This window comes from Mangrovimonas sp. TPBH4 (assembly GCF_001280505.1).
GTDB lineage: Bacteria > Bacteroidota > Bacteroidia > Flavobacteriales > Flavobacteriaceae > Mangrovimonas_A.
In genome coordinates, this window is sequence record NZ_LBIO01000040.1 from 26,223 (window position 1) to 48,720 (window position 22,498).

General features: G+C 39.1%; 17 protein-coding genes. 15 read left to right on the plus strand and 2 right to left on the minus strand.

Features of this window, described 5'->3' with window-relative positions:
- The first annotated feature begins 33 nt into the window (after nucleotides 1-33).
- The 6 genes from ZA05_RS04170 to ZA05_RS04190 all read left to right on the plus strand — a co-directional run bounded on the left by ZA05_RS04170 (nucleotide 34) and on the right by ZA05_RS04190 (nucleotide 6,927).
- A complete protein-coding gene (locus tag ZA05_RS04170) occupies nucleotides 34-483 on the plus strand; it encodes an META domain-containing protein (protein ID WP_082333668.1) in 450 nt (149 codons plus the stop codon).
- Between the two features lie 53 nt (nucleotides 484-536).
- Nucleotides 537-1,439 carry a DUF6268 family outer membrane beta-barrel protein gene (locus tag ZA05_RS04175; RefSeq protein WP_255350051.1) on the plus strand — a complete coding sequence of 301 codons (903 nt, stop codon included), beginning with the start codon at nucleotides 537-539 and terminating at the stop codon, nucleotides 1,437-1,439.
- A 5-nt stretch (nucleotides 1,440-1,444) separates the two neighbouring features.
- A complete protein-coding gene (locus ZA05_RS04180) occupies nucleotides 1,445-3,574 on the plus strand; it encodes a Tex family protein (RefSeq protein ID WP_053990431.1) in 2,130 nt (709 codons plus the stop codon).
- A 74-nt stretch (nucleotides 3,575-3,648) separates the two neighbouring features.
- Nucleotides 3,649-4,167 carry a ferritin gene (locus tag ZA05_RS04185; protein WP_053990432.1) on the plus strand — a complete coding sequence of 173 codons (519 nt, stop codon included), beginning with the start codon at nucleotides 3,649-3,651 and terminating at the stop codon, nucleotides 4,165-4,167.
- Nucleotides 4,168-4,243: 76 nt separating this feature from the next.
- Nucleotides 4,244-4,420 carry a hypothetical protein gene (locus ZA05_RS18305; RefSeq protein ID WP_197276043.1) on the plus strand — a complete coding sequence of 59 codons (177 nt, stop codon included), beginning with the start codon at nucleotides 4,244-4,246 and terminating at the stop codon, nucleotides 4,418-4,420.
- A 116-nt stretch (nucleotides 4,421-4,536) separates the two neighbouring features.
- Nucleotides 4,537-6,927, plus strand: a complete 2,391-nt coding sequence (locus tag ZA05_RS04190; protein WP_053990433.1) for a carboxypeptidase-like regulatory domain-containing protein — start codon at nucleotides 4,537-4,539, stop codon at nucleotides 6,925-6,927.
- Between the two features lie 34 nt (nucleotides 6,928-6,961).
- Here the strand turns inward: ZA05_RS04190 and ZA05_RS04195 are convergent, their stop codons facing one another.
- Nucleotides 6,962-7,294: a single-stranded DNA-binding protein gene (locus ZA05_RS04195; protein WP_053990434.1), complete on the minus strand. Its 333-nt coding sequence runs from the start codon at nucleotides 7,292-7,294 to the stop codon at nucleotides 6,962-6,964.
- A gap of 193 nt (nucleotides 7,295-7,487) precedes the next feature.
- Between ZA05_RS04195 and ZA05_RS04200 the strand changes: the two genes are divergently transcribed.
- The 4 genes from ZA05_RS04200 to ZA05_RS04215 all read left to right on the plus strand — a co-directional run bounded on the left by ZA05_RS04200 (nucleotide 7,488) and on the right by ZA05_RS04215 (nucleotide 9,694).
- Nucleotides 7,488-8,132: a spermidine synthase gene (locus ZA05_RS04200; RefSeq protein WP_053990435.1), complete on the plus strand. Its 645-nt coding sequence runs from the start codon at nucleotides 7,488-7,490 to the stop codon at nucleotides 8,130-8,132.
- A 53-nt stretch (nucleotides 8,133-8,185) separates the two neighbouring features.
- Nucleotides 8,186-8,536: a DUF2116 family Zn-ribbon domain-containing protein gene (locus ZA05_RS04205; RefSeq protein WP_053990436.1), complete on the plus strand. Its 351-nt coding sequence runs from the start codon at nucleotides 8,186-8,188 to the stop codon at nucleotides 8,534-8,536.
- 50 nt (nucleotides 8,537-8,586) lie between these two features.
- On the plus strand, nucleotides 8,587-9,282 hold the full coding sequence (locus ZA05_RS04210; RefSeq protein ID WP_053990437.1) for a hypothetical protein: 696 nt from the start codon (nucleotides 8,587-8,589) through the stop codon (nucleotides 9,280-9,282).
- Nucleotides 9,283-9,385: 103 nt separating this feature from the next.
- The gene (locus ZA05_RS04215) at nucleotides 9,386-9,694 is read left to right on the plus strand and encodes a hypothetical protein (protein WP_053990438.1); all 309 of its coding nucleotides are present in this window, start codon (nucleotides 9,386-9,388) and stop codon (nucleotides 9,692-9,694) included.
- 155 nt (nucleotides 9,695-9,849) lie between these two features.
- On the opposite strand, the gene ZA05_RS04220 is transcribed toward ZA05_RS04215, so the two are convergent.
- Nucleotides 9,850-10,317, minus strand: a complete 468-nt coding sequence (locus tag ZA05_RS04220) for a CBS domain-containing protein (protein ID WP_053990439.1) — start codon at nucleotides 10,315-10,317, stop codon at nucleotides 9,850-9,852.
- A gap of 112 nt (nucleotides 10,318-10,429) precedes the next feature.
- Here ZA05_RS04220 and ZA05_RS04225 point away from each other — a divergent pair, with 112 nt between their 5' ends.
- From ZA05_RS04225 to ZA05_RS04245, 5 genes are all read left to right on the plus strand, one after another.
- Nucleotides 10,430-12,733 (plus strand): M28 family peptidase, encoded by a 2,304-nt coding sequence (locus tag ZA05_RS04225; RefSeq protein ID WP_053990440.1) that lies wholly within the window; start codon nucleotides 10,430-10,432, stop codon nucleotides 12,731-12,733.
- Nucleotides 12,734-12,894: 161 nt separating this feature from the next.
- A complete protein-coding gene (locus tag ZA05_RS04230; protein WP_053990441.1) occupies nucleotides 12,895-14,292 on the plus strand; it encodes a sensor histidine kinase KdpD in 1,398 nt (465 codons plus the stop codon).
- Nucleotides 14,289-14,987: a response regulator transcription factor gene (locus tag ZA05_RS04235; protein ID WP_053990442.1), complete on the plus strand. Its 699-nt coding sequence runs from the start codon at nucleotides 14,289-14,291 to the stop codon at nucleotides 14,985-14,987. Before ZA05_RS04230 ends, ZA05_RS04235 begins: the two co-directional genes overlap by 4 nt.
- Nucleotides 14,988-16,069: 1,082 nt before the next feature.
- Nucleotides 16,070-18,964: a T9SS type A sorting domain-containing protein gene (locus ZA05_RS04240; RefSeq protein ID WP_082333669.1), complete on the plus strand. Its 2,895-nt coding sequence runs from the start codon at nucleotides 16,070-16,072 to the stop codon at nucleotides 18,962-18,964.
- A gap of 329 nt (nucleotides 18,965-19,293) precedes the next feature.
- Complete coding sequence (locus ZA05_RS04245; RefSeq protein WP_053990444.1) at nucleotides 19,294-22,236, plus strand: T9SS type A sorting domain-containing protein; 2,943 nt, start codon at nucleotides 19,294-19,296, stop codon at nucleotides 22,234-22,236.
- Nucleotides 22,237-22,498: the final 262 nt, after the last annotated feature.

Sequence of the window (22,498 nt, forward strand, 5' to 3'; positions counted from 1 at the left end):
CAAAAGAAAGTTGCTCCTCTAAAACCATTAATTATGAGAACAAAAGCACTTTTCTTATTTACATGCATCCTAATGCTAACCGCTTGCAAAAGCTCAAAACAAACCACTAGTTCCAACAATAATACAACTCCCATTTCCTTAACCGACACCCCTTGGAGATTGGTGGAATTACAGGGACAAAAAATCACCGACATGACCCCACAACCCTATCTATACTTGGATTCCAAAACCAATCGTGCTGGAGGGAATTCAGGATGTAATGGCTTTGGCGGCAGCTATACGCTTGAAAATGATTACAAAATCAAATTGTCTGGACTCATTTCAACAATGAAAGCCTGCCCAGACATGAGCACTGAAAAAGCCTTTTTGAAAGTTTTGGAATCTGTAGACAACTACACCATCGTCAACGGAGTTTTAAGTCTCAATAAGGCCAAAATGGCCACCATGGCAAAGTTTGAAGTCGACCAATCGGTGATGGATTAAACCACTCACCGATTAACCTATCTTAAAACAGCTAGGTATAATTACACTATATTTTGAAAAATTTCTGGTTCCTTTTAATTTGGCTTCCCTCTTTCTTTTGTGCGCAAAATTACGTTGATGTGCTTCAAGTTAGGTATGCCTACACCCCTCATTCTAATTTTGAAAACACCCCTAATCATACAGATGTCAACTCCTTTGAAACGGTCGCCACGGTTCCATTTCCAATCAATGAGTCTACAGCCATCATTGCCGGAGCCAACTTTACCTACAACAACCTAAAGTTATTTCCAAACGACAGTTATTACCACCTTTACAATACCACACTAAGGTTAGGAATCAACACCAAACTTTCCGAAACATGGCAGGGTACTTTTATTGCCCTCCCCAAAATTGCTTCGGATTACCAAAACATTTCCTCAGACGATTTTTATTTAGGGGGCCTAGCCATATTCAAAAACCAACGTAAGAGCAATCTGTTTTTTAGATACGGTCTTTACCTCTCGCAAGAGGCGTTCGGAGTTACGACGACCCCAATTTTGGGACTTTACTACCTCAGCAACAACAAGCTTTTTGAAGTTGACCTGGCTATTCCGCTTTCTGCCAATATCAATTATGCCCTACCGCATTTTAAACTAGGGGTAGATTATTTAGGAATCGAACGCAGCTACCACTTACACAGTCCAGAACAAATAAGCCGATATGTTGAACAAAACCGATTGGAGTTTGCCGGGTATATAGAGTTCAACACTTTTAACAAACAAGTTCTTTTACGAAGCAAATTGGGTTACGCCACTAACAGACATGCGGTTTTTGACGATGACGACACCATTGGCTTAAAGGTGATTGACTTCAGAATTGATGACAAACGCACCCAATTAAATCCAAAGCTAAAAGGAAGTTTGTTCTTCAAAATTGAGGCTATTTACCGTTTTCATTTAAATTCGCAACAAAACTAAATATCATGTCCCAAAGCATCATTTCCTATATCATTTCATACACCAATTTACCAGAGTCTGGAGTTAAAAACACGCTTCAACTTTTGGAAGAAGACTGCACCGTACCCTTTATTTCCCGATACCGAAAAGAGCGTACTGGAAACTTGGATGAAGTGCAAATTGGGGATATTGTGAAATACAAGGAACAATTTGAGGCTTTGGAAAAACGCAAGGCGACCATTTTAAAAGCCTTAGAGGAACAGGATGTTTTAACTCCAGAATTGCAAAACAGCATTGAAAAAGCAGCAGATCTAACCACCTTGGAAGATTTGTATCTGCCCTATAAGAAAAAACGCAAAACCAAAGCCGAAGCAGCTCGAAAAGCAGGCTTGGAACCTTTGGCCAAAATCATTATGAGCCAAAATGCCTCTGATTTGGATTCTATCGCTTTTAAATATGCCAAGGGAGACATTAACTCTGCCGAAGACGCTTTGGAAGGGGCACGCCATATCATTGCCGAATGGATCAATGAACGCTGCGACATCAGAAACCAAATTCGCCACCAATTGGAACGCTTTGCTCTCATTTCCTCTAAGGTGGTAAAGGCAAAGGCCGAAGAAGACGACGCCCAGAAATTCAGGGATTATTTTGAATGGGAAGAATCGCTGAGCCGAATCCCTTCCCACAGACTTCTGGCCATTTTACGTGCAGAACATGAAGGTTTTATTCGCCTTAAAATTGATATTGATGAAGAGCGCTCACTTTCTAAAATTGAAAGTCGCATCATTCGCTCCAACAATGCTTGCGCTGCACAGATTGAATTGGCTATCAAAGATGCTTATAAACGTTTGTTACTGCCCTCGCTTTCCAACGAAGCCCTTCAAAATGCCAAGGAAAAAGCCGACGCATCGGCCATTTCGGTATTTGCGAAGAACCTTAAACAATTGCTTCTTGGATCACCTTTAGGAGAAAAAAGAATCTTGGCCATTGACCCAGGGTTTAGAACCGGCTGTAAAGTGGTTTGCTTGGATGCGCAAGGAACTCTAAAGCACAACGAAACCATTTACCCGCATGCCCCTAAAAATGATACTACGGGAGCCATAAAAAAAATTAGTTCTTTGGCAGAGGCGTATCAGATAGAGGCCATCGCCATTGGAAACGGAACTGCTTCCAGAGAAACCGAAGCCCTTATCAGACGCATTCATTTTAAAAATGACATTCATGTATTTGTAGTGAATGAAGCTGGCGCCAGTATTTATTCAGCATCCAAAATTGCCCGAGAGGAATTCCCAAATTACGATGTGACCGTGAGAGGTTCTGTTTCAATTGGGAGACGATTGCAGGATCCCTTGGCAGAATTGGTAAAGATTGATCCAAAATCTATTGGGGTTGGGCAATACCAACATGATGTAGACCAAACCAAGTTGAAAAACGAATTGGACACGGTTGTGGAAAGTTGTGTAAATGCTGTTGGCGTGAACATCAACACCGCCAGTAAATCCCTGTTGAGTTATGTGTCTGGAATTGGTCCAAAATTAGCAGAAAACATTGTGGCTTATAGAGAGGAAAACGGAAAATTCTTAGCTAGAACCGACATTAAAAAAGTGCCAAGATTGGGAGACAAAGCCTTTGAACAAGGTGCTGCCTTTTTACGAATTAAAGGCGCTAAAAATCCTATGGATGATTCGGCGGTGCACCCAGAAAGTTACAGCATTGTTAAACAAATTGCCAAAGACGAAGGCAAAACAGTTGCCGAATTGATAGGCAATTCCGAGCTTCTTAGAAAGATTGACCTCAACAAATATTGCACAGATACCGTAGGGCTTCCTACTCTAAAAGATATTGTCAAGGAATTGGAAAAACCAGGGTTGGACATTAGGGAACAGGCCAAGGTATTTACCTTTAACCAAAACATCAAAACCATTAACGATTTACAGGAAGGCCAATTGCTACCGGGAATTGTCAATAACGTGACCAATTTTGGCGCCTTTGTGGATATAGGGATTAAGGAAAGTGGCTTGATTCATATTTCCAATCTATCCGATGGTTTTGTAAGCGATGTCAACGAACACATCAGCCTGCACCAACAAGTAATCGTTAAGGTTTTGGAAGTGGATATTAAGCGTAAACGGATTCAACTTAAATTGCACAAATAAGCCCTTTTTATTTAAAACCATTCTAATACTAAATGCTTAGTAATTTTTATAACTTTACGTAAAAAGAATATATCATGTTATCAAAATCTATAGAAAAGGCCCTCAACAACCAGATACGCATTGAAGCCGAATCCTCGCAAATTTATTTGGCCATGGCCTGTTGGGCAGAGGTAAAAGGCCTGGAAGGAGTGGCCAATTTTATGTACGACCAATCGGATGAGGAGCGTATGCACATGTTGAAATTGGTGCGATTTGTAAATGAACGTGGAGGCCATGCTCAGGTATCTGCCCTAAAGGCTCCCAACGTTACATTCAATTCATTTAAGGAAATGTTCGAAAAATTGTTTGATCACGAAGTATTTGTATCTGAGAGCATCAATGAATTGGTTCATATCACGCTTCAGGAAAAAGACTATGCGACACATAATTTCCTACAATGGTATGTTTCCGAACAGATAGAAGAAGAAGCCATGGCCCGTACTATTTTGGACAAAATAAATATGATTGGGAATGACAAAGGAGGCTTGTATTTATTTGATCGCGATATCCAACAATTAAGTGTAAGTACTGCTGCTGCCGAATCGCCCGAATAATTTTAACATTAAATCTTATTTAGATTTATTTAAAATAACTATTTTCGCCCTCGTTTTGAAATAGTTATTATTTGTTTTGGGCAAGAAAAAAGACAAAAAGAAAAAAAAGAAAGAGGCAATAAAGCAACTGCACGCATCAGGCATCATCAATGCCGATAAGGTTAAAAGCAGCTGTTGCAAAAAATATAAAAAGGGAGAAAACAAGCGCTGTAAAAAATGTCCTTGTTTTGATTTACTTAAAAAAGTGGCTTAGTTCCACGGCATATCCTCCAATAATACAAAAGAGATTAGTTAGCGCTAATCTCTTTTTTTTGTGCTCCACTATTTATAAAATTAATAACTTGGAGAATTCATCACACCTAATATTGCATGCCTAACAACCAACAAATAAAAACTAAAACAACCTACAAAACCTATCATATTTGGCTTCTATGCCTGCTAGCCTTCGCTTCATCATTTTCTCAGGAGTCATTCACCATAAACCAAATTGCGGAGTCATTTACGGCCTATACCAAATTACCAAGGGAGGTTGCCTATGGTCATCTTAATAAATCCACTTTTATTAAAGGGGAAACTCTGGCCTTTACGGTATATGTATTTGATAAAAACAGTAAACAACTTTCCACAGGAACCTCCAATGTATATTGCGCCATCGTTGATACTCATGGTAAGATTGTAAAGCATAAAATGTTATTGGCACAAAACGGGGTCTGCTATGGAAGCTTTTTTGTGGATGAACAATTTGCATCTGGCAATTACAATTTTCAGGCCTATACCAATTGGATGAAAAATTTTGACGAGCAGAATTTTTATGTTCAGGCTATCTCCATCATCGATCCAGTCGAAGCTACAACACCTCCAATTGTGTCATCAAAACTCGACATTCAATTATTGCCAGAAGGAGGTCATTTGGTAGCCAATACTCAAAACACTGTAGGCATCGTTGTAAAAGACACTTTAGGACTTGGCGTTCCCAATACCACTTTTGAAGTTTTGGATTCCGACAATCAAAGTATGGGGAGCATGACGACCAACCAATTTGGAATTGGAAAATTTGCACTCAGGCCAAACAAAGCAGCAACCTATAAGGTAAAAGTGCAAACCCAGGAGATTACCCAAATCCAGCCGCTTCCTATTGCAGAAGCCTATGGCATTGCAATGACGTTAAACAAACTAAACGATAAAATAATTCTAAGGTTTCACACCAATACAGATACCTTCAAGCCCATTCAAAATAAGCCCTACACCCTTGTGGTCCACAATGGCCATGATCTTAAAACCATTAGCATTCAATTTACAGATGCGGCAGAAATCCTAACCTTGATTCCCCATCAAGACCTCTTTAAAGGCATGAATATTCTAACCTTGTTTGATGAGAAAGGGAATCCTATTTTGGAGCGGCTCTATTTTAAGCATGAGGGCATTCAGTTGGTAAAATCTGAAGAAGTGAATTTCGAACAAGGCGAAGATTCAACGCTGATAAAAATCCCTATGAAAGCTGCCAACCCTAAGGTCTTTAATAATTTCAGCTTGTCCGTTTTACCTGCTAAAACAAAATCCTACCAACACAATCAAAACATTATTTCAGCGCTGTATTTACAACCTTATGTAAAAGGATTCATTGAAAATGCGCAATATTATTTTACGGACATTGACAGACAAAAGGAGTTTGAATTGGACCTTCTTTTGTTGACACAAGGGTGGAGCAGTTATAATTGGGAAAACATCTTCAATCACCCACCTACTATAAAGTTTCCTTTTGAACAGGGTATTACTATAAAAGCACACATCAACCAATCCAAGTCCAATACTTTTGCCATGTTCCCCATCACCTACAATGATTTTGAAACCTTCGAACTCAAGGGCAGCAATGCATCTTTCGAAAAACAAGGCCTATATCCACTGGACAAAGAACAATTGCGCTTTGTGGAACTCAACCGAAAAAATTCAGGAGTCAAACCCCATTTATTTTTAGAATTTACACCTTCCAAAATCCCCAATTTGGAAAAGCATCTGAAAATTGAGCCTATAAAACAACCCATTATTTTTAACTCCAATAACTCTCAAGCTTTTTTGATCAATTCTTGGAGTGGTTTGGAACAATTGGATGAAATTGTCCTATCGGTAAGAAAAAAAGAGAGTCGTAAAGAACAATTAAGCCAACAACAATCTGGCAAAATTGACGTGTTTGATGACAACCTACGGAAATCTTATATGGACTTTGCCTCCTATATACGTACCAAAGGTTTTATGGTCTACCAGAATAATGGGCAGCTGAACATCATTAATCCATCAGCGGCTTCCGCAACCAACAATAGCCCTATGGTATATCTTGACGATATGAGACTGTTTGATTTGAACACCTTATATCAATACCGTTTGGACATTGTGGATTACATCCTTGTTGACAAATCAGGATTTGGTCAAGGTGCTAACGGAACTGCTGGAGTCATCAAGATTTACACCGACCCCAAAATTTCATTTACCTTTAATGAGAGCAGTCCATTCCAAACCTTTAACATCCCGCTTACATTTAGTTCGCCTACAAAATTTTACACTCCCAAATATGCCTTTTACCAAACACAATTCTATAAAGAATATGGTGTTGTGAACTGGCTTCCCAATTGCAAAGTGGATGCTCAAGACAACATTACCTTTAAAATTGACAATATCCAAACAGGCGATCTCAAGATTTTTATAGAAGGCACTTGCAATGATGGCATCCTGATTTCGGAAGTAAAACGGTTGCAGATTAATTAAAAAAAAGGCTCCAAATGGAGCCCTTTTCATTAGCTTACTTCCCCAACATCAATAATTCACTGCAGAGGATTTCAGTGGCATAATGCCGTTTGCCGTCCTTATCCTCCCAACTGCGGTTGGTTAATTTTCCTTCCACGGCAATTTCCTGCCCTTTTGTAATATAGTTTTCCACCACCTTTACAAGGCCTCCCCTTACAATAACATTGTGCCAATAGGTGCGCTCTATCTTTTGGCCTTTTTTGTCCTTATAGCTATCATCTGTAGCCAAGGAGAATTTGGCCATTTTATTGCCATCTTCAAAATTCACAATTTCAGGATCTTGTCCCAATCTTCCAATCAACTGTACTTTGTTTCTAAGTGCATTCATAATTTTAAATTTTAAGGTTAAACAGTTAATACCATTGAATTTCGTTAGTTCAATTCAACAGGACAAAGATTGCAAACCACTTTAAAATTAGTCGGTAGTTACGCATTTATAGTCGTTTGTAAACGTTTGTAGTCGTTTGTACACGGATAATTATTTGCCGCAACCTCCTATATTTGCAGCTTTTTTCTTCCATATGAAACGTCTTTTAAGCTATCTCTATCCAATACGAAAAAAGGTCCCTTCCCAATACAATGGCAAGTTGGAGGTGACTTGGTACGACGGTAAAAAATACCTCAACACCAAAAACGCCAACTATTCATACGGCTCCCTTCAGGAAATTTTAAAGTTCGGTTTAGAACAAATTAATTTGAATCCAATCTCCAACTGTTTGTTATTGGGTCTTGGTGGCGGTAGTGTGATTGACACGCTACGCAGCGACTTTAATTTTCAGCAACACATCACGGCAGTGGATATAGACCCTGTGGTAATCGCCATTGCCCAAAAAGAATTTCAGCATTATAACTCGCCTGCTCTAAATATGGTCTGTGCCGATGCCAAAGCGTTTATCCATGAAACTACAACAAGGTTCGACCTCATTATTGTAGATCTTTACATTGACGCCTACATGCCTTCACAGTTTACGGAACTCTCATTTTGGAAAGCTATTCTAAAATCGCACTCCAAGCAAGGGGCCATTATTTTTAATGCGGCATTACACACTTCCAACTCCAAAGTCCTGCAGCCCATTATCTCACTTTTGAAAGCCAATGGCTTTACTGTTAACATCCATCAAAAAGTAAATGGCACCAACACCCTGCTAGTGGCCCAAACACCGTAATCTATTATAAATGAATATTTCCTATATTGTATACGCAACCAACCCATTGAATTATGCAAAAAGCGTGTCCAGAATGTGGAGAAACCATTCGCGGAAGAGTGGATAAAAAGTTTTGTAGCGATGCCTGCCGAAACAGTTATAACAACAAGGTCAACAAGGACGTTAGGAACATTATTAGGAACACCAACAACAAGCTGCGCAAAAATTATAGGGTTTTAGAAGAACTCAATCCCGAGCAAAAATCTACCGCATCCAAAGGACGTTTGGTTGAAAAAGGCTTCGACTTCAATTACATTACCAGCATTTACACCACCAAAACCGGCAATATCTATTATTTTGTATACGACCAAGGTTACCTCCCTCTTGAAGGCGACTTTTATGCCCTGGTGAAACGCCAACAATAACTGTAACATTTTAAGCCGTTTTCCTACTTATTATTTATAGTTATTTTTTTATGATAGCATTAGTCACATCATTTGTCCCTGCCATTATAGCCCTTGTAATCATTGCTGGCATTGGTTTGGGCTCCTACTATTTTAGTTCAAAAAAGGTCATCCTTCGGGCCCTTGCCAAAATACCTCACAAAACCTTGGGGAGTATCAGAACCAATGACCTAGTGAAGATCTCGGGAAAGGCCCTACATGCCAAAGAACCACTAAAAGCCCCCTTAAGCAAGCGCGACTGTGTGTTTTACAGCATTACCATAGAACAGAAGAAAAACAGTGGCAAACATTCGCATTGGAAAACCTTGGTTAAGGATGAACAATTTCACGATTTTTTTGTAGACCATCGAGGTGAAATGGTCATGATCAAACCTTCCCATTCCCCTAAAAACTATATCACCTATTTGGTGTCCGACAAGAACACCTCGTCTGGAACCTTTAACGATCCAAGCCTAGAATTTGAAGCCTTGCTAAGGCGTTACAATATTGAAAGCACCAACTTTTTTGGTTTCAACAAGCAATTGCGCTATAGCGAAGGGATTATAGAAGTAGGCGAACACATTACCGTATCGGGGATTGCCAAATGGAAAAGTTTTAATGAACCCATTGAAGGTTTCCCATATTCCAAAATATTGTCGCTTGAAAGCGAGGGCAAACAAAAACTGATCATCACCGATTTGCCTGAAGCCATGGAAATCCAGTCTTAATTTATAGGAATAATCTATTATATTTACAACAACCAACATGCCAATTGTATCGTAAACCACTTGAAGAGCTTATGTTCACCTTGGCAACCAAAAACAAGCAGAAATGAAACCAGAACCAACAAAACAAACAAATTACAAACTATGGGCTTTTAGAGTATTTCTTTATGTGGTTGTAATAAACCTAGTAATCGCTTATGGGGTAATGACTTTTGCCGTTGGGTTTCACGATATGGAAAAATTCCAACGTAATATTGGTATTGCCTCTGTATTTGGTAATTTACTTCTTATAACTGGCATAATCCTAACTATTCTCAGTATTAAAAATAACGAGAAAAAAAATTATCAATTTTACATTTCGATAATTGGATATCCATTCTTCTTAATCCTAACATTTATGTCTTTTGTGTTCTAAAATAGAAACCAAAAATTTATACTGGATTGAAAAGGGCTACTTGGATTAACTCCCAACACCCCACAAAAAATACAGCGACACTATAATAAGTATCGCTGCATCCTATTTAACAAACCCAACTGAAGCGTGATTGTATCACGTTCAAATAATCCTTCTTATTTCCAATTATGCCCTTTCAACTGAAGGGCTGCTTTTAAAATATCTTTTTGACTAATCTGCCCAACCAATTTACCATCCTTTACAATGGGAAACCGTCTAATTTTTGAGTCCAAGAACTTCTTGGCAGCGTCAAATACATTCATATTGCCATCTATGGTCTCTACATCTTTTATCATGCGTTTTTCCACACTGTCCTGCTCCATTGGCATATTGTAATATCTACTATCACTAATCTGCTTTAAACAGTCTCCTTCAGAAATGATTCCAACCAATTCATAATTGTCATTTACCACAGGACCACCAGAAATGCGATTGGCAATTAACGACTTGATCACCTCCTCTACAGACTGCTCTGGCTTAAATGTAATTAATGTAGTACTCATATAATCTCTAACCCTAAATGGGGTCTCCTCTACCGTATTGCTTTGCTGCTTTCTCGACCCCTGAAAACTTTTAATGCCCATAACCTAAAATTTTAATTCCTTCTAAATTTACTGAATTTAAGTCATTTAACCTAAAGCGAATTTTAGCAAAATATTCAGTACTTTTAAGATGAACTAACTAACATTTCTTCCCATGCTAAAAAAAGTTATCGCCTTAGCACTGATTCTTGTGGCCATTTATTGGAGTTTTCTCGCCCTAAAACCCACTTCAATTTCTGGTCTGGAAACTACCGATACTGAATTTTCCACAGATAGGGCTTTGGGACACCTTAAGGAAATTTCAAAACAACCGCATTATGTTGGTATTCCAGAACATCAAAAAGTAAGAAACTACATTGTAAATGTTCTGGAGACCTTAGGATTGGAAACCCAAATTCAGGAAGGCTACAGTCACAATGAAAAATGGGGAAGCATAACCAAGGCCAAGAACATTTTGGCCCGAATAAAAGGAACGGACAGCACCAAGGCACTATTGCTCTTGTCCCATTATGATAGCAACCCGCATTCCTCCTTGGGTGCCAGTGATGCTGGCTCTGGGGTGGTGACTATTTTGCAAGGCCTTCGTGCCTTTCTGCACGAAGGGAAACAACCCAAAAACGACATTATCGTAATGCTTTCCGATGCCGAGGAATTGGGACTCAATGGCGCCGAACTTTTTGTAAACGAACACCCTTGGGCAAAGGATGTAGGTCTGGTTTTAAATTTTGAATCCCGCGGAAGTGGCGGCCCCAGTTTTATGCTGGTGGAGACCAATGGGGGCAACCATAAATTGCTGCAAGGCTTTATAAGTGCCCATCCACAATATCCCGTAGCAAATTCCTTGGCCTATAGTGTCTATAAAAAGCTACCCAATGATACAGACCTTACCAGTTTTAGGGAAGATGGCGATATTGATGGATTCAACTTCGCTTTTGTAGATGACCATTTCGATTACCATACCGCCTTGGATACCTTTGAACGATTGGATCGATCTTCCTTGGAGCACCAAGGCAGCTACCTTATGCCCCTGCTCCATTATTTTGCCAATGCAGATCTAACAGATTTAAAAAGCGATGAGGACGATGTGTATTTCAACATTCCGCTATTTAAAACCATAAGTTATCCCTTTGCTTGGATTGTCCCAATGCTTATTGTTGCTATCGTTTTGTTTTTAGGTCTGGTGTTTTACGGATTAAAAAAACGCATGCTTAATTCCAAACACATGGCCATTGGCTTTATACCGGGAATTGCGGCCATATTATTGAATGGTCTCATAGGTGTTGGAGGCTGGAGAGTACTAACGGTATTTTACCCTCAATATAATGAAGTCCTTCAAGGATTCACCTATAACGGACACACCTATATCTTGGCATTTTCCATATTGTCAACCGCCATTTGCATGTGGCTCTACAACAAAGTCTACAAACCCGAAAATACAGCCAGCTTGGTGGTGCCTCCATTATTTTTATGGTTGATCATCTGTACACTTATGGCCATCTACCTTAAAGGCGCCAGCTTTTTTATCATACCGGTCTATTTTGGTTTAATCAGTCTGTGGGTGCTGGTTCGTCAAAAACGTCCCAACATTCTATTAATGGCCCTACTGCTCTTTCCAACCTTATGGATTTTGGTACCCTTTGTACAAATGTTCCCCGTTGGACTCGGCTTAAAACTTTTGGTAGCCACCACCGTTTTGGTCTCTCTGATCTTTTCATTATGCATCTCTGTATTTGGCTTTTCCAGATATAAAAACCGCTGGGCCTATTTCCTATTTATTGTAGCCATAGGCTGCTTTATTTCGGCACATATAAATTCCGACTTTAATGAGGAACGCCCTAAACCCAACAGTTTGATCTATTTCTTGGATGCCGACACCAACAAAGCGCTTTGGGCCACGTACGACCAACTATTGGACCCTTGGACCAAAGCTTTCCTATCTGAAACCCCAACCGCCAATGACACCTTGTCCAAATACAATAGTTCCAGTAAATATGGTACCAAAATAAGCTACACCCACCAAGCCAATGTAAAAGTATTACCGCGTCCTCAAATAGACATTCAAAAGGATACTGTAATTGGTAGTGAACGGCATGTCAAACTGCTGGTCTCACCTCAACGTAAAGTACATAAACTAGTATTGTTTGCCGATTCAACTCAACATTTTACCAATTTTAAAATGAATGGCTACAATTTTAGAAGCACACCAGAGTCCAAATATGTATTGGAACACCGTAAAGGCGAGCAATTGTTTGCCTACTCGGTGGTAGATGACAGCTTTATGGAAATTGAACTTTCTATTCCAAAGGAAAATCCTTTGCTTTTGGAATACGTAGAAATCTCGTTTGACCTGCCCAGCAACCCCATGTTTGAGGTTCACAAAAGACCGGCTAGCATGATCCCAAAGCCTTTTGTTAACAATGATGCGGTCATGATCAAAAAGTCCATTGATTTAAATTGAGTGTTTTCATTCTTATGCAAATAATCCTACACGATATTTTAAATAACTCTACATAAAAATCATTAAAATCGTCATTTTTGTAAGAATACACTATGTTAATAGAACGTTAACACGAAATAATTTCGAAGCCTGTTTTTCTTTGTTAACATAATTTTAAGACCATGAAACTGGTTGACAAGACAAAACTTCTCATTATCGGATCCATTTGTACCCTTTTGGCCCTCACCGCCATTCAGGTGTACTTGATCCGTAACACCTACCAGTTGAAAAGAGCTACGGCCCAATATGAAAGCCAGAGCCTTTTCACCAAAATCTACAATTCTGAGCCTGTTGAATATTTACTTTGGGAATTGCGAAATGACGCCATAAAACAAGCCCAGGCCTATAAAAACAAACAAATTTCCAAAGAAGAGGTTATCACCAACATCCAACAAAAGGCTGCCACTTTAAACCCTTATTTTCTAGAAGAAGTTGATAAAGGTTTTTCTGAATATACCATACCTGTAGATATTTCGGTTCAAAAAACATTAATAGCCGTGGTGCTACATGATACCTTGGGCAATGCCGAAACGATTTATAAAGAAAAAGACAGTACCCTGCTGCTGTTAGGAACTCCTTATAAGGCTACAGAAAACAGCCAACAAAAATTGATTAATAACGCAACCTTTACCAAAGGCCTTGTGGCAGATATCAATGGGAAATCTTATACCTACATGCTTGAACTCAAAACCAAAGTGTTCATGTCTGAATCAACAGGTTGGAGCGGTTATTTAATAAAGCAAATGTCTGGCGTATTATTGTTAGCCTGTCTGTTGTTTTTATTTGTTACCGGTATCTTATTTTATTCCATCCAAAGTCTGTTGAAACAAAAAAAGTTGGCCGACATCAAAACCGATTTTATCAACAATATTACACACGAGCTAAAAACGCCATTGTCTACCTTGGCCATTGCCATCAAAAACCTTAATAATGAAGCATCCAAATACAAAGGGCTTTTCAATTCTGGTGTTCTTGAGGTCATTAATCGTCAAAATTTAAGGTTACAAAAATTGATTGACCAAGTTCTCAATACCAGTTTGGGGTATGAGGAAATTGAACTCAACCAAGAAATTTTCAACATGCCACAGTTTCTAAGGGAAACTGTAGACGACTTTAAACTTAGCCTAAAGGAAGATATTGACATCAGTACGAACATACGTAAGGACGCTATCCTTATTTCTGCCGATAAATTTTACATCAGCACGGCTATTAACAATCTTTTGAGCAATGCCGTTAAATATGGCAGCACTTCAGTAAGCCTGGACTATGATTATATACCTAAGGAACGTACCCATTTCATTACAATTAAAGACAATGGTATAGGCATCCCTAAAAAACACCAACGATTCATCTTTGACAAGTTTTACCGTGTTAGTGAACAGGACACCCACAATTATAAAGGATTGGGATTGGGATTATTTTACACCCACCAGATCATCGAGGCCCACTCTGGAAAAATCACGGTAAGCAGCAATAAAGGAAACGGAACTGAATTCACCATAATACTTTTTAACCAATGAAAAACATACTACTAGCAGAAGACGACCACGATTTTGGAGGTATGTTAACACAGTATCTTCAAAGTAACAAATTCAATGTAGAATGGGCCAAAAATGGAGAGGAAGCCCTGGAATTGTTCAACAACAACACCTTTCATATTTGTGTTTTGGACGTGATGATGCCCAAAATGGACGGCTTTACCCTGGCAAAAAAGATTACACAGGTAGATCCAGAAATGCCCTTTTTGTATTTAACGGCACGCAAAACCAAGGAAGACAAAATAAAAGGGCTTAAATTGGGGGCCGACGATTACATTGTAAAACCGTTCGACCCGGAAGAGTTTATACTACGTCTTAAAAACATTATCAAACGTACCGAACAACAGCAGTTTGTAATGCGTGAATATGGCGACAGGGACATTATCTCTATTGGCAGCTATCGTTTTGATTATAAAAACTCTTTGTTAAAAAGCAATACCACTACCCATTCCCTTACCAAAAAGGAGGCCCAACTCATCTACTTCCTTTACAATAACAAAAACAAATTGGTACGCAGGGAGGACATCCTTACCAAAATTTGGAACACCAACGATTTTTTCTCAGGAAGGAGCATGGATGTGTACATAAGCAAGGTGCGCAAATACTTTAATGAAGATGAAGACATCAACATAAAAAGCATCCGCGGGTTGGGACTGGAATTCCAGCTACCATCATAGGCTTAGAACACAAACCAACACTGAGAAATATTATAGCCTAAAGTAAGGTAACAAGCTTAATATAGAAAAGCCAAAAATAGCGAAGAGGGTCTAGAACCATTCAACCCAAACGCCATAGCCCTCTGTGTATTGCATGTGATTATGCCCATAACGAACGCGTTTATCATAGTCCAAAAAATAACACAGAAAGACCCCAAAATGCTTTTGCTGAACTTAATGAGTCACAAAATCAAAGAAGACAGAATTAAAGATTCAATGTTAGGCTGCTACATTGCAAAACCATTTGACCTCTAAGAATTTGTACTGCTCCTTAAAACCATCCCAACCGTACCTAACAACAACTATTTGTGCAGCATTGCATGTTAACCAAAACATCACCTTATTTAGCAGCTACATTTTGATTACAGAAATGCCCTTTTAAGGAGCCATCCTACCGACCCTTCGTTTACTAATAGAAAAACTCAACTCATTTACTTTCTTTAAAAGACCAATTGGTAGGCAGGGAAGACATCCTTTCTAAAAATATGAAATGGCAACAATTTTTTCTTAGAAAGAAGCATGGACGTTTATATAACCAAGGTTGGTAAATATTTTAACGAAAATGAAGATTTCACAATTAAACGCATTCGCGACTTTGGGCTGGAATTCTAACTACCAACACCAGCTTAAATCACAACACAAATCCGCGTATTCATTAATCTTACATACGTATAATTATCCTTACAAAAAATACTTCTAAGTTAAATTAAGGTTAATAGGTTAATTATTTAATTAATCTCACAAAGTATCTCATATTTTTAAGAATACTTTATCATATAACCGAAAACACAGCTAATGCTATTGATTTTTCCTACATCTCAAATTTTAGGTCCGGCTAACTACCAAATGTTTTTAGGCCTAAAACCCAGCAAACAGCTGAGAGCACAAGCTATTCTCGTTAAAAATAACAGGATAAAATGCGATCAAGAATGACGCAATGGAAGAAGCAATCCATACTGTTTCTGTAACCAAAAACAACAAGATCACAACCTTTAGAAACCAATTACACAATTATAGTTTATTAACCTTTAACTTTTAAACACATGAAAAAAGTTACCCTTTTATTTATGCTACTCTGTAGCTTTATGATTCAGTCACAGATTCTTGTGACCCAAGATTTTGAAACAACTTCAAACAATCAGGTACCAACCGATTGGACGGGCACTGGCGAATGGGCAGCAATAGGTGCTTCATTTTGGACAAATGGGATGCATTGCGGCTCGAAATTCCTTGGTGCCTTTGGTGCGGCAGGAGCCACAAAAACCTTTACAACAGCCAATCTATCTCAAGCATCCAATGGTACAGACATAGTAATTAACTTTGATTACAATATTTTTGACAGGGCAGAAATTCAATTTGCATCAAGTGCTGCTCCAGCTGCAAATTGGGGATCTTTGGAATTTGAATACACCACTAACGGCACCGACTGGGTTAGTTTTGCAACTATTGATGATAGTAATTTCACGTATAGCACAACATGTCAATCAGCCTCTTATACTATTGCTGGCACTGATGTACCCGCTGATAGTGACTTCCAAGTGAGAGGTACTTTAAATGTGGTTACTGCCACTACAAACACCTGGGCAGTAATTGACAACCTTTCTTTTGCTCAAAGTGCAACAGAAGTACCAAACTGCGACGTGACTTTCACCTCTGAAACTACCGATGTTTTTGTAGACACCACCATTACTTGGAGTGAAGCTTCAGGTTTGCCAACAGGTTACTTTGTAAGTGTAGGTTCAGAATCTGGTGTATATGACGTCGTTGACAATGCTGATGCATTAACTGCAACATCATATGAATTAACCGATTTAGAATATAATACAACCTATTACGTATTAATTTCCCCTTATAATGCCATAGGTACGGCATCTTGTACAGAATTCACATTTACAACCGTAGATGCTGTGGCACCTAACTGTGATGCAGCAATGACATCTGCGACCACAGAAGTACCAATCAACACTACAATTACTTGGAGTGCTGCCACCGGATACCCTACAGGCTACAATATTGCTATGGGGGTAACTGAGGGAGATTATACCGTAGTAGCCAGCACCGATGCCGGCGACACCACTTCTTTCCCTGTACCAGTTACATTGGCATATTCTACCACCTACTATGTATTAATCACGCCTTACAACGAGTTTGGCAACGCAACAGACTGTACTGTTTATAGCTTTGTAACAAGAGATGCCCCTATTCAAGGAGCCATTTGTGAAGACCCTATTGTTATTGATATTGACGCTGGCGATTATTCTGCTACAGCGGTAAGCTTAGATGCCTATGAAGACAACTACAATGATGCTCCATGTAACGCCGGTACCGGTTCAACGATGGCTGGAAACGAAATAGTATATGCTATCACCCCTTTCTCGGATGTTTCCGTTGATATTGCCGTCTCTAACATTGTCAACCAAAGAGCTAATATATATCTTTTGGATAGCTGCGTAGATGTGGCAGAAGGCTGTATAGCTTCCGCCGCCACAGGATATGGAACCCCTTACATTGACCTTCTATTAGAAGAACAAGTATTGCTTGCCGATAATATTTACTATATCGTAATTTCAACCTCTAGTAATGCCACAGAAAACAACACCCAGTTTGATCTTAACATAACTGCTAACGATTGCATCATTCCATCAGCTACTCTTACGGCTGTTCCAGACTGTGACAATGAGCAATACTCTGTAGAGGTAGAGGTCACTTACTTTGGAGATGCTTCAACTTTAATTATTAGCGATGGTGTAAACGACGACCAAGAACTTGACGGAATCGGATCAGTTACTTTTGGACCCTACACTAACGGCTCCACCCAATCGTATACAATCACTTCAGATTTAGGTTGTAACATTATGGAAACTATAACCTATTACTGTACTCCAACCAATGACGCTTGTACTGGTGCCATTGACTTGACCCTTTCTACTGATGAAACCTGCGATAATAGCGTGGCAGGCTACACCTACGCTGCTACCCTTTCTTCTGAGGATGTTTGCAACACTTCTTATCAAGACGTATGGTACACCTTTACACCAACTGAGGATGGCTACTACAACTTTAACCTTGATACAGAGTATAGTTCTCCTAAAATTTCCGTATTAAGCGGAAGTTGCGAAACGGAATTTACAGCAGTAGGGATCTGTTCTGCCGGGGATTCTATTATCCGTTTTTTAACCGCAGGAACTCAATACTATATTCCTGTATATGTCCTTGTACAACCAGGTGTTCTTGGATACGATTTTAACATCTGTGTTTATAAAATGCCAGATGCCGTTGCAAATGATGAGTGCAGCGACGCCCAAGTAATAACTGAATCTGATGAAAATGGCAGCAACACCATAACAGGCACGCATGAAAATGCATATTTCTCAACTGAAATGGAAAATTGTGGTAGCGGCTTATCATCTTTCTATGAAGATGTATGGTATAGCTTTACCCCTCAATACACAGGAACCTACCATATCGATATTGATATCCTTACAGGAAGCAACGTTTTCTATAGCATGTTCAGCACTTCAGATTGTGCTGCAATATCTACAGAAAACAGAGTGACCGCAAGCTGTAGCGTAAGTGGAAATTCAAGTGTAGACCTTGTTGCAGGAACAACCTATTTATTGGATATTCATTCAAACAGTAACAGCGAAATAGCTACCTTCTCATTCTTCATCTACCCAGACGCATCCTTAAGTACTGAAGATGTAAACTTTGAAGGGTTTAGATACTATCCAAACCCAGTTAAAAACACCTTGACGTTTGAGTCTCCAAACATGATTTCGTCTGTAGACATCTACAATGTAGTAGGTCAAAAAGTGATGGCTACTGGCGGTAACAACACCATGTCTACAGTAAACATGGGCGCTTTACCAAACGGTATCTACTTTGCCAAAGTGAACATTGACGGAGCAGAGAAAACAATCAAGATTATTAAGGAGTAGTTAGTCTATGGGAAAACATATCTATAAATACAGGTTACAGCTATTTTTAATTGTATTATATCTAGCCTTAAGCCTTTCCATATTTTTATGGTATATAGAATAGGTCCCACATATCTCTTTAAAAAAGGGCAGCCAATTGGCTGCCCTTTTTTATTTAACAAAATATACCAGAGGTTAATTTAAGGTTAAACGGCTTCATAAAATTACGCCCAAAACAAGTGTGCTATATATTTAACGCGTAGTACTTATACCACAAACAGCAAAACTACAACCGTTAAGAAACCAATTACACAACAATAAATTATTATTAACCTTTAACTTTTAAACACATGAAAAAAGTTACCTTATTGTTTATGCTACTCTGTAGTATAATTACTTACTCACAAATTAGTATTGTTCAAAACTTTGACTCAGGTACAGGTGGATGGACATCTGACTGGTATCAGTTCAGCATTGCCGACGGCTTTAATGCTGCATGTAGCAACGCAGCCCTACAAGCACTTGGATCGGCTGGGGGATCTACCACAGCAACTTCACCTGCTTCCACTTCTAATGGTACCGATGTTACTGTAAGTTTTGATTATAAAATTTCAAACTTTGGACCTCCTTATGCTCCTGTTGCGAACTGGGGATCATTCGTGTTTGAATACACAACCGATGGTACAACTTGGACAACCCTAACAACTATCAATGACTCCAACTACACCTATTCTGAAACATGTGCCAATTACAGCACAACTATCGCTGGAGCAGAGGTACCTGACGGAAGTAGCTTTCAATTTAGAGCTACTTTAAACACTGTAACCACATCTGGCACAGGACCTTCAGTATATTTACTTGGAGGTATTGATAATGTTTCCATTACTCAAGCAGCTACAACGGTACCAAACTGTGACGCTGTTTTAACATCTCCAACAACCGATGTTTCTGTAATGTCTCCAACAATTACATGGAGTAATGCAACTGGAATCCCATCAGGTTATAAACTTGCGGTTGGTTTAATAGAAGGCGACTATACCGTTGTGGCTTCTACTAATGTTGGCAACGTTACTTCATACCAATTGCCAAACCTTCAGTTTGAAACCACGTATTATGTGCTAATTACACCTTATAACGAGTTTGGAGATGCTACTGGTTGTACGGTAGCTAGCTTTACAACAGAAGAAGAGCCGCTATTAGGAGATGTTTGCTCTAACCCAATTTTAATTGATATCGATTCTGGCGACTTTTCCGCTACAGCTGTTAGCATAGCAGGTTTTTCCGACGACTACAGCTCTTCCCCTTGTACAAGCAACTATAATACAGGAGGAAAGGATATGGTTTACGCTATTGCTTCATTTGAAACTACTTCAATCAGCATCGATTTAACAAATATCGCCAATAAAAGAACAACAGTTCATGTCTTGGATGCTTGTGTAGATGTTGCCGATTATTGTATAGCATCAGCAACTTCCGAGGATTCTGAAACTTCTGGGGTGTATCCAGATTTAAATTTAACAGATATCGTATTATACCCAGACACTATTTACTATATCGTAATTTCTAGCGAGAGTACCAGCGATACAAACAGTGTCTTTGATTTAGATATCACTACTAACGATTGTATTGTTCCGGCAGCAACATTGACAGCCGTACCAGATTGTGATAACTATGAATTTTCGGTTGAGGTAAATGTAACACACATTGGAAATGCCAACACCGTTACCATAAGCGATGGTATCAATGCAGACCAAACACTTGACGCCCCTGGAATAGTAACTTTTGATTCCTACGAATCTGGCTTTGTACCAACCTTTACAATATCTAACGATTTGGGTTGTGACATCACTAGATCTACAACGTACTATTGTACCCCTTTGAATGATGAATGCTCTGGTGCATTACCATTAACACTTTCTGAAGATGATACTTGTACCAATGTTACTGCTGGTTATACCCATTCCGCAACATTATCTACTGACAACAATTGTGCCTCAAATACCATAGATGTTTGGTATAGTTATACACCAACTGAAACTGGATATTACAATTTTGCAGTACAAAATACTTCTGGATCAGTTAATATTTCATTATATAGTGGCTCTTGCGGCGCAATGGCTTTAGAATCCGATTGTGATCATACAGCAGAATTGACAGAACTTCTTACAGCTGATACAACCTATTATATCATGATCCGTTCTTACCAAACAACGGGGCAAACCTTTGAAATTTGTACCACTATGGCTGCAGACGGTGCAGTTAATGCAGAATGTAGCGATGCCATTGTTGTTGAAGAGTCCGATGCAAATGGTAGCAACACCATTAGCGGCATTTTAACTAATGCGTATTACTCTGCAGAATTGGAATGTGGCACCTCGTCTACTATAGATGTTTGGTATAGCTTTACTCCAGAAACAACTGGTACTTATTACGTTAATTTTTCGCAGTTAAACATTACTTTCCCAAATTTTGCCATGTATGATACAGACGATTGTAGCAACACAGCAACCGCCGGACTTGTAGAGGGGCTAACCACATGTAACAGCAAAGGATTAAAAGCAGTAGAATTGGTAGCTGGCAATACCTACTTAATGGATGCGCATCATAATGATGCAAATGGAGAATACGAATTCTTCATCTATCCTGATGAATCAGAATGTAGTGACGCTACAGTTGTAGAAGAGTCTGACATGAGTGGTAGTAACACCATTACTGGATCTTTAGCAAATGCCAAAAACTCTCCTGAATTAGAATGTGGCACCACATCATCAATTGATGTTTGGTATAGCTTCACCGCTCAAAGCACCGGTACTTATAATATTAACTTTACGCAGTCATCAGGGACTCCAAGCTATAAAATGTACAACACTGCCAACTGTGCTGACACAGCAACAGCAGGTATTGTAACTGGTCTTTCTGAAGTTTGTGACAACACTGGCGCAAACGCTGTTGAATTAGTTGCTGGATCTACATATTTAATGAACGTACATGGTACTGAAACTACAGATACATACTCATTCTACATCTACCCAGATGCGTCCTTGAGCAATGCAGATGTAAACTTTGAAGGCTTTAGATACTATCCAAACCCGGTTAAAAATACTTTGACGTTTGAGTCTCCAAACATGATTTCCTCTGTAGCTATCTACAATGTTGTAGGTCAAAAAGTATTGGCTACTGCTGGTAACAACACCATGTCTACCGTAAACATGGGTGCCTTACCAAACGGTATCTACTTTGCCAAAGTGAACATTGACGGAGCAGAGAAAACTATCAAGATTATTAAAGAGTAGTTAGTCTATGGGCAAAAACATCTATAAATACAGGTTACAGCTATTTCTAATTGTATTATATCTAGCCCTAAGCCTTTCCATATTTTTATGGTATGTAGAATAAGTCCCGCATAACTCTTTTAAAAAAGGCAGCCCAATGGGCTGCTTTTTTATTGGTCCGTATTAAGACTATGTTCTTGGCAATAGTTCTCGATACAACCTGCTTTGCAAGCAGGCCACTCGAACTGACGTTTCTTCCTTGAGCGAGAGTTAAGGAGGGTGT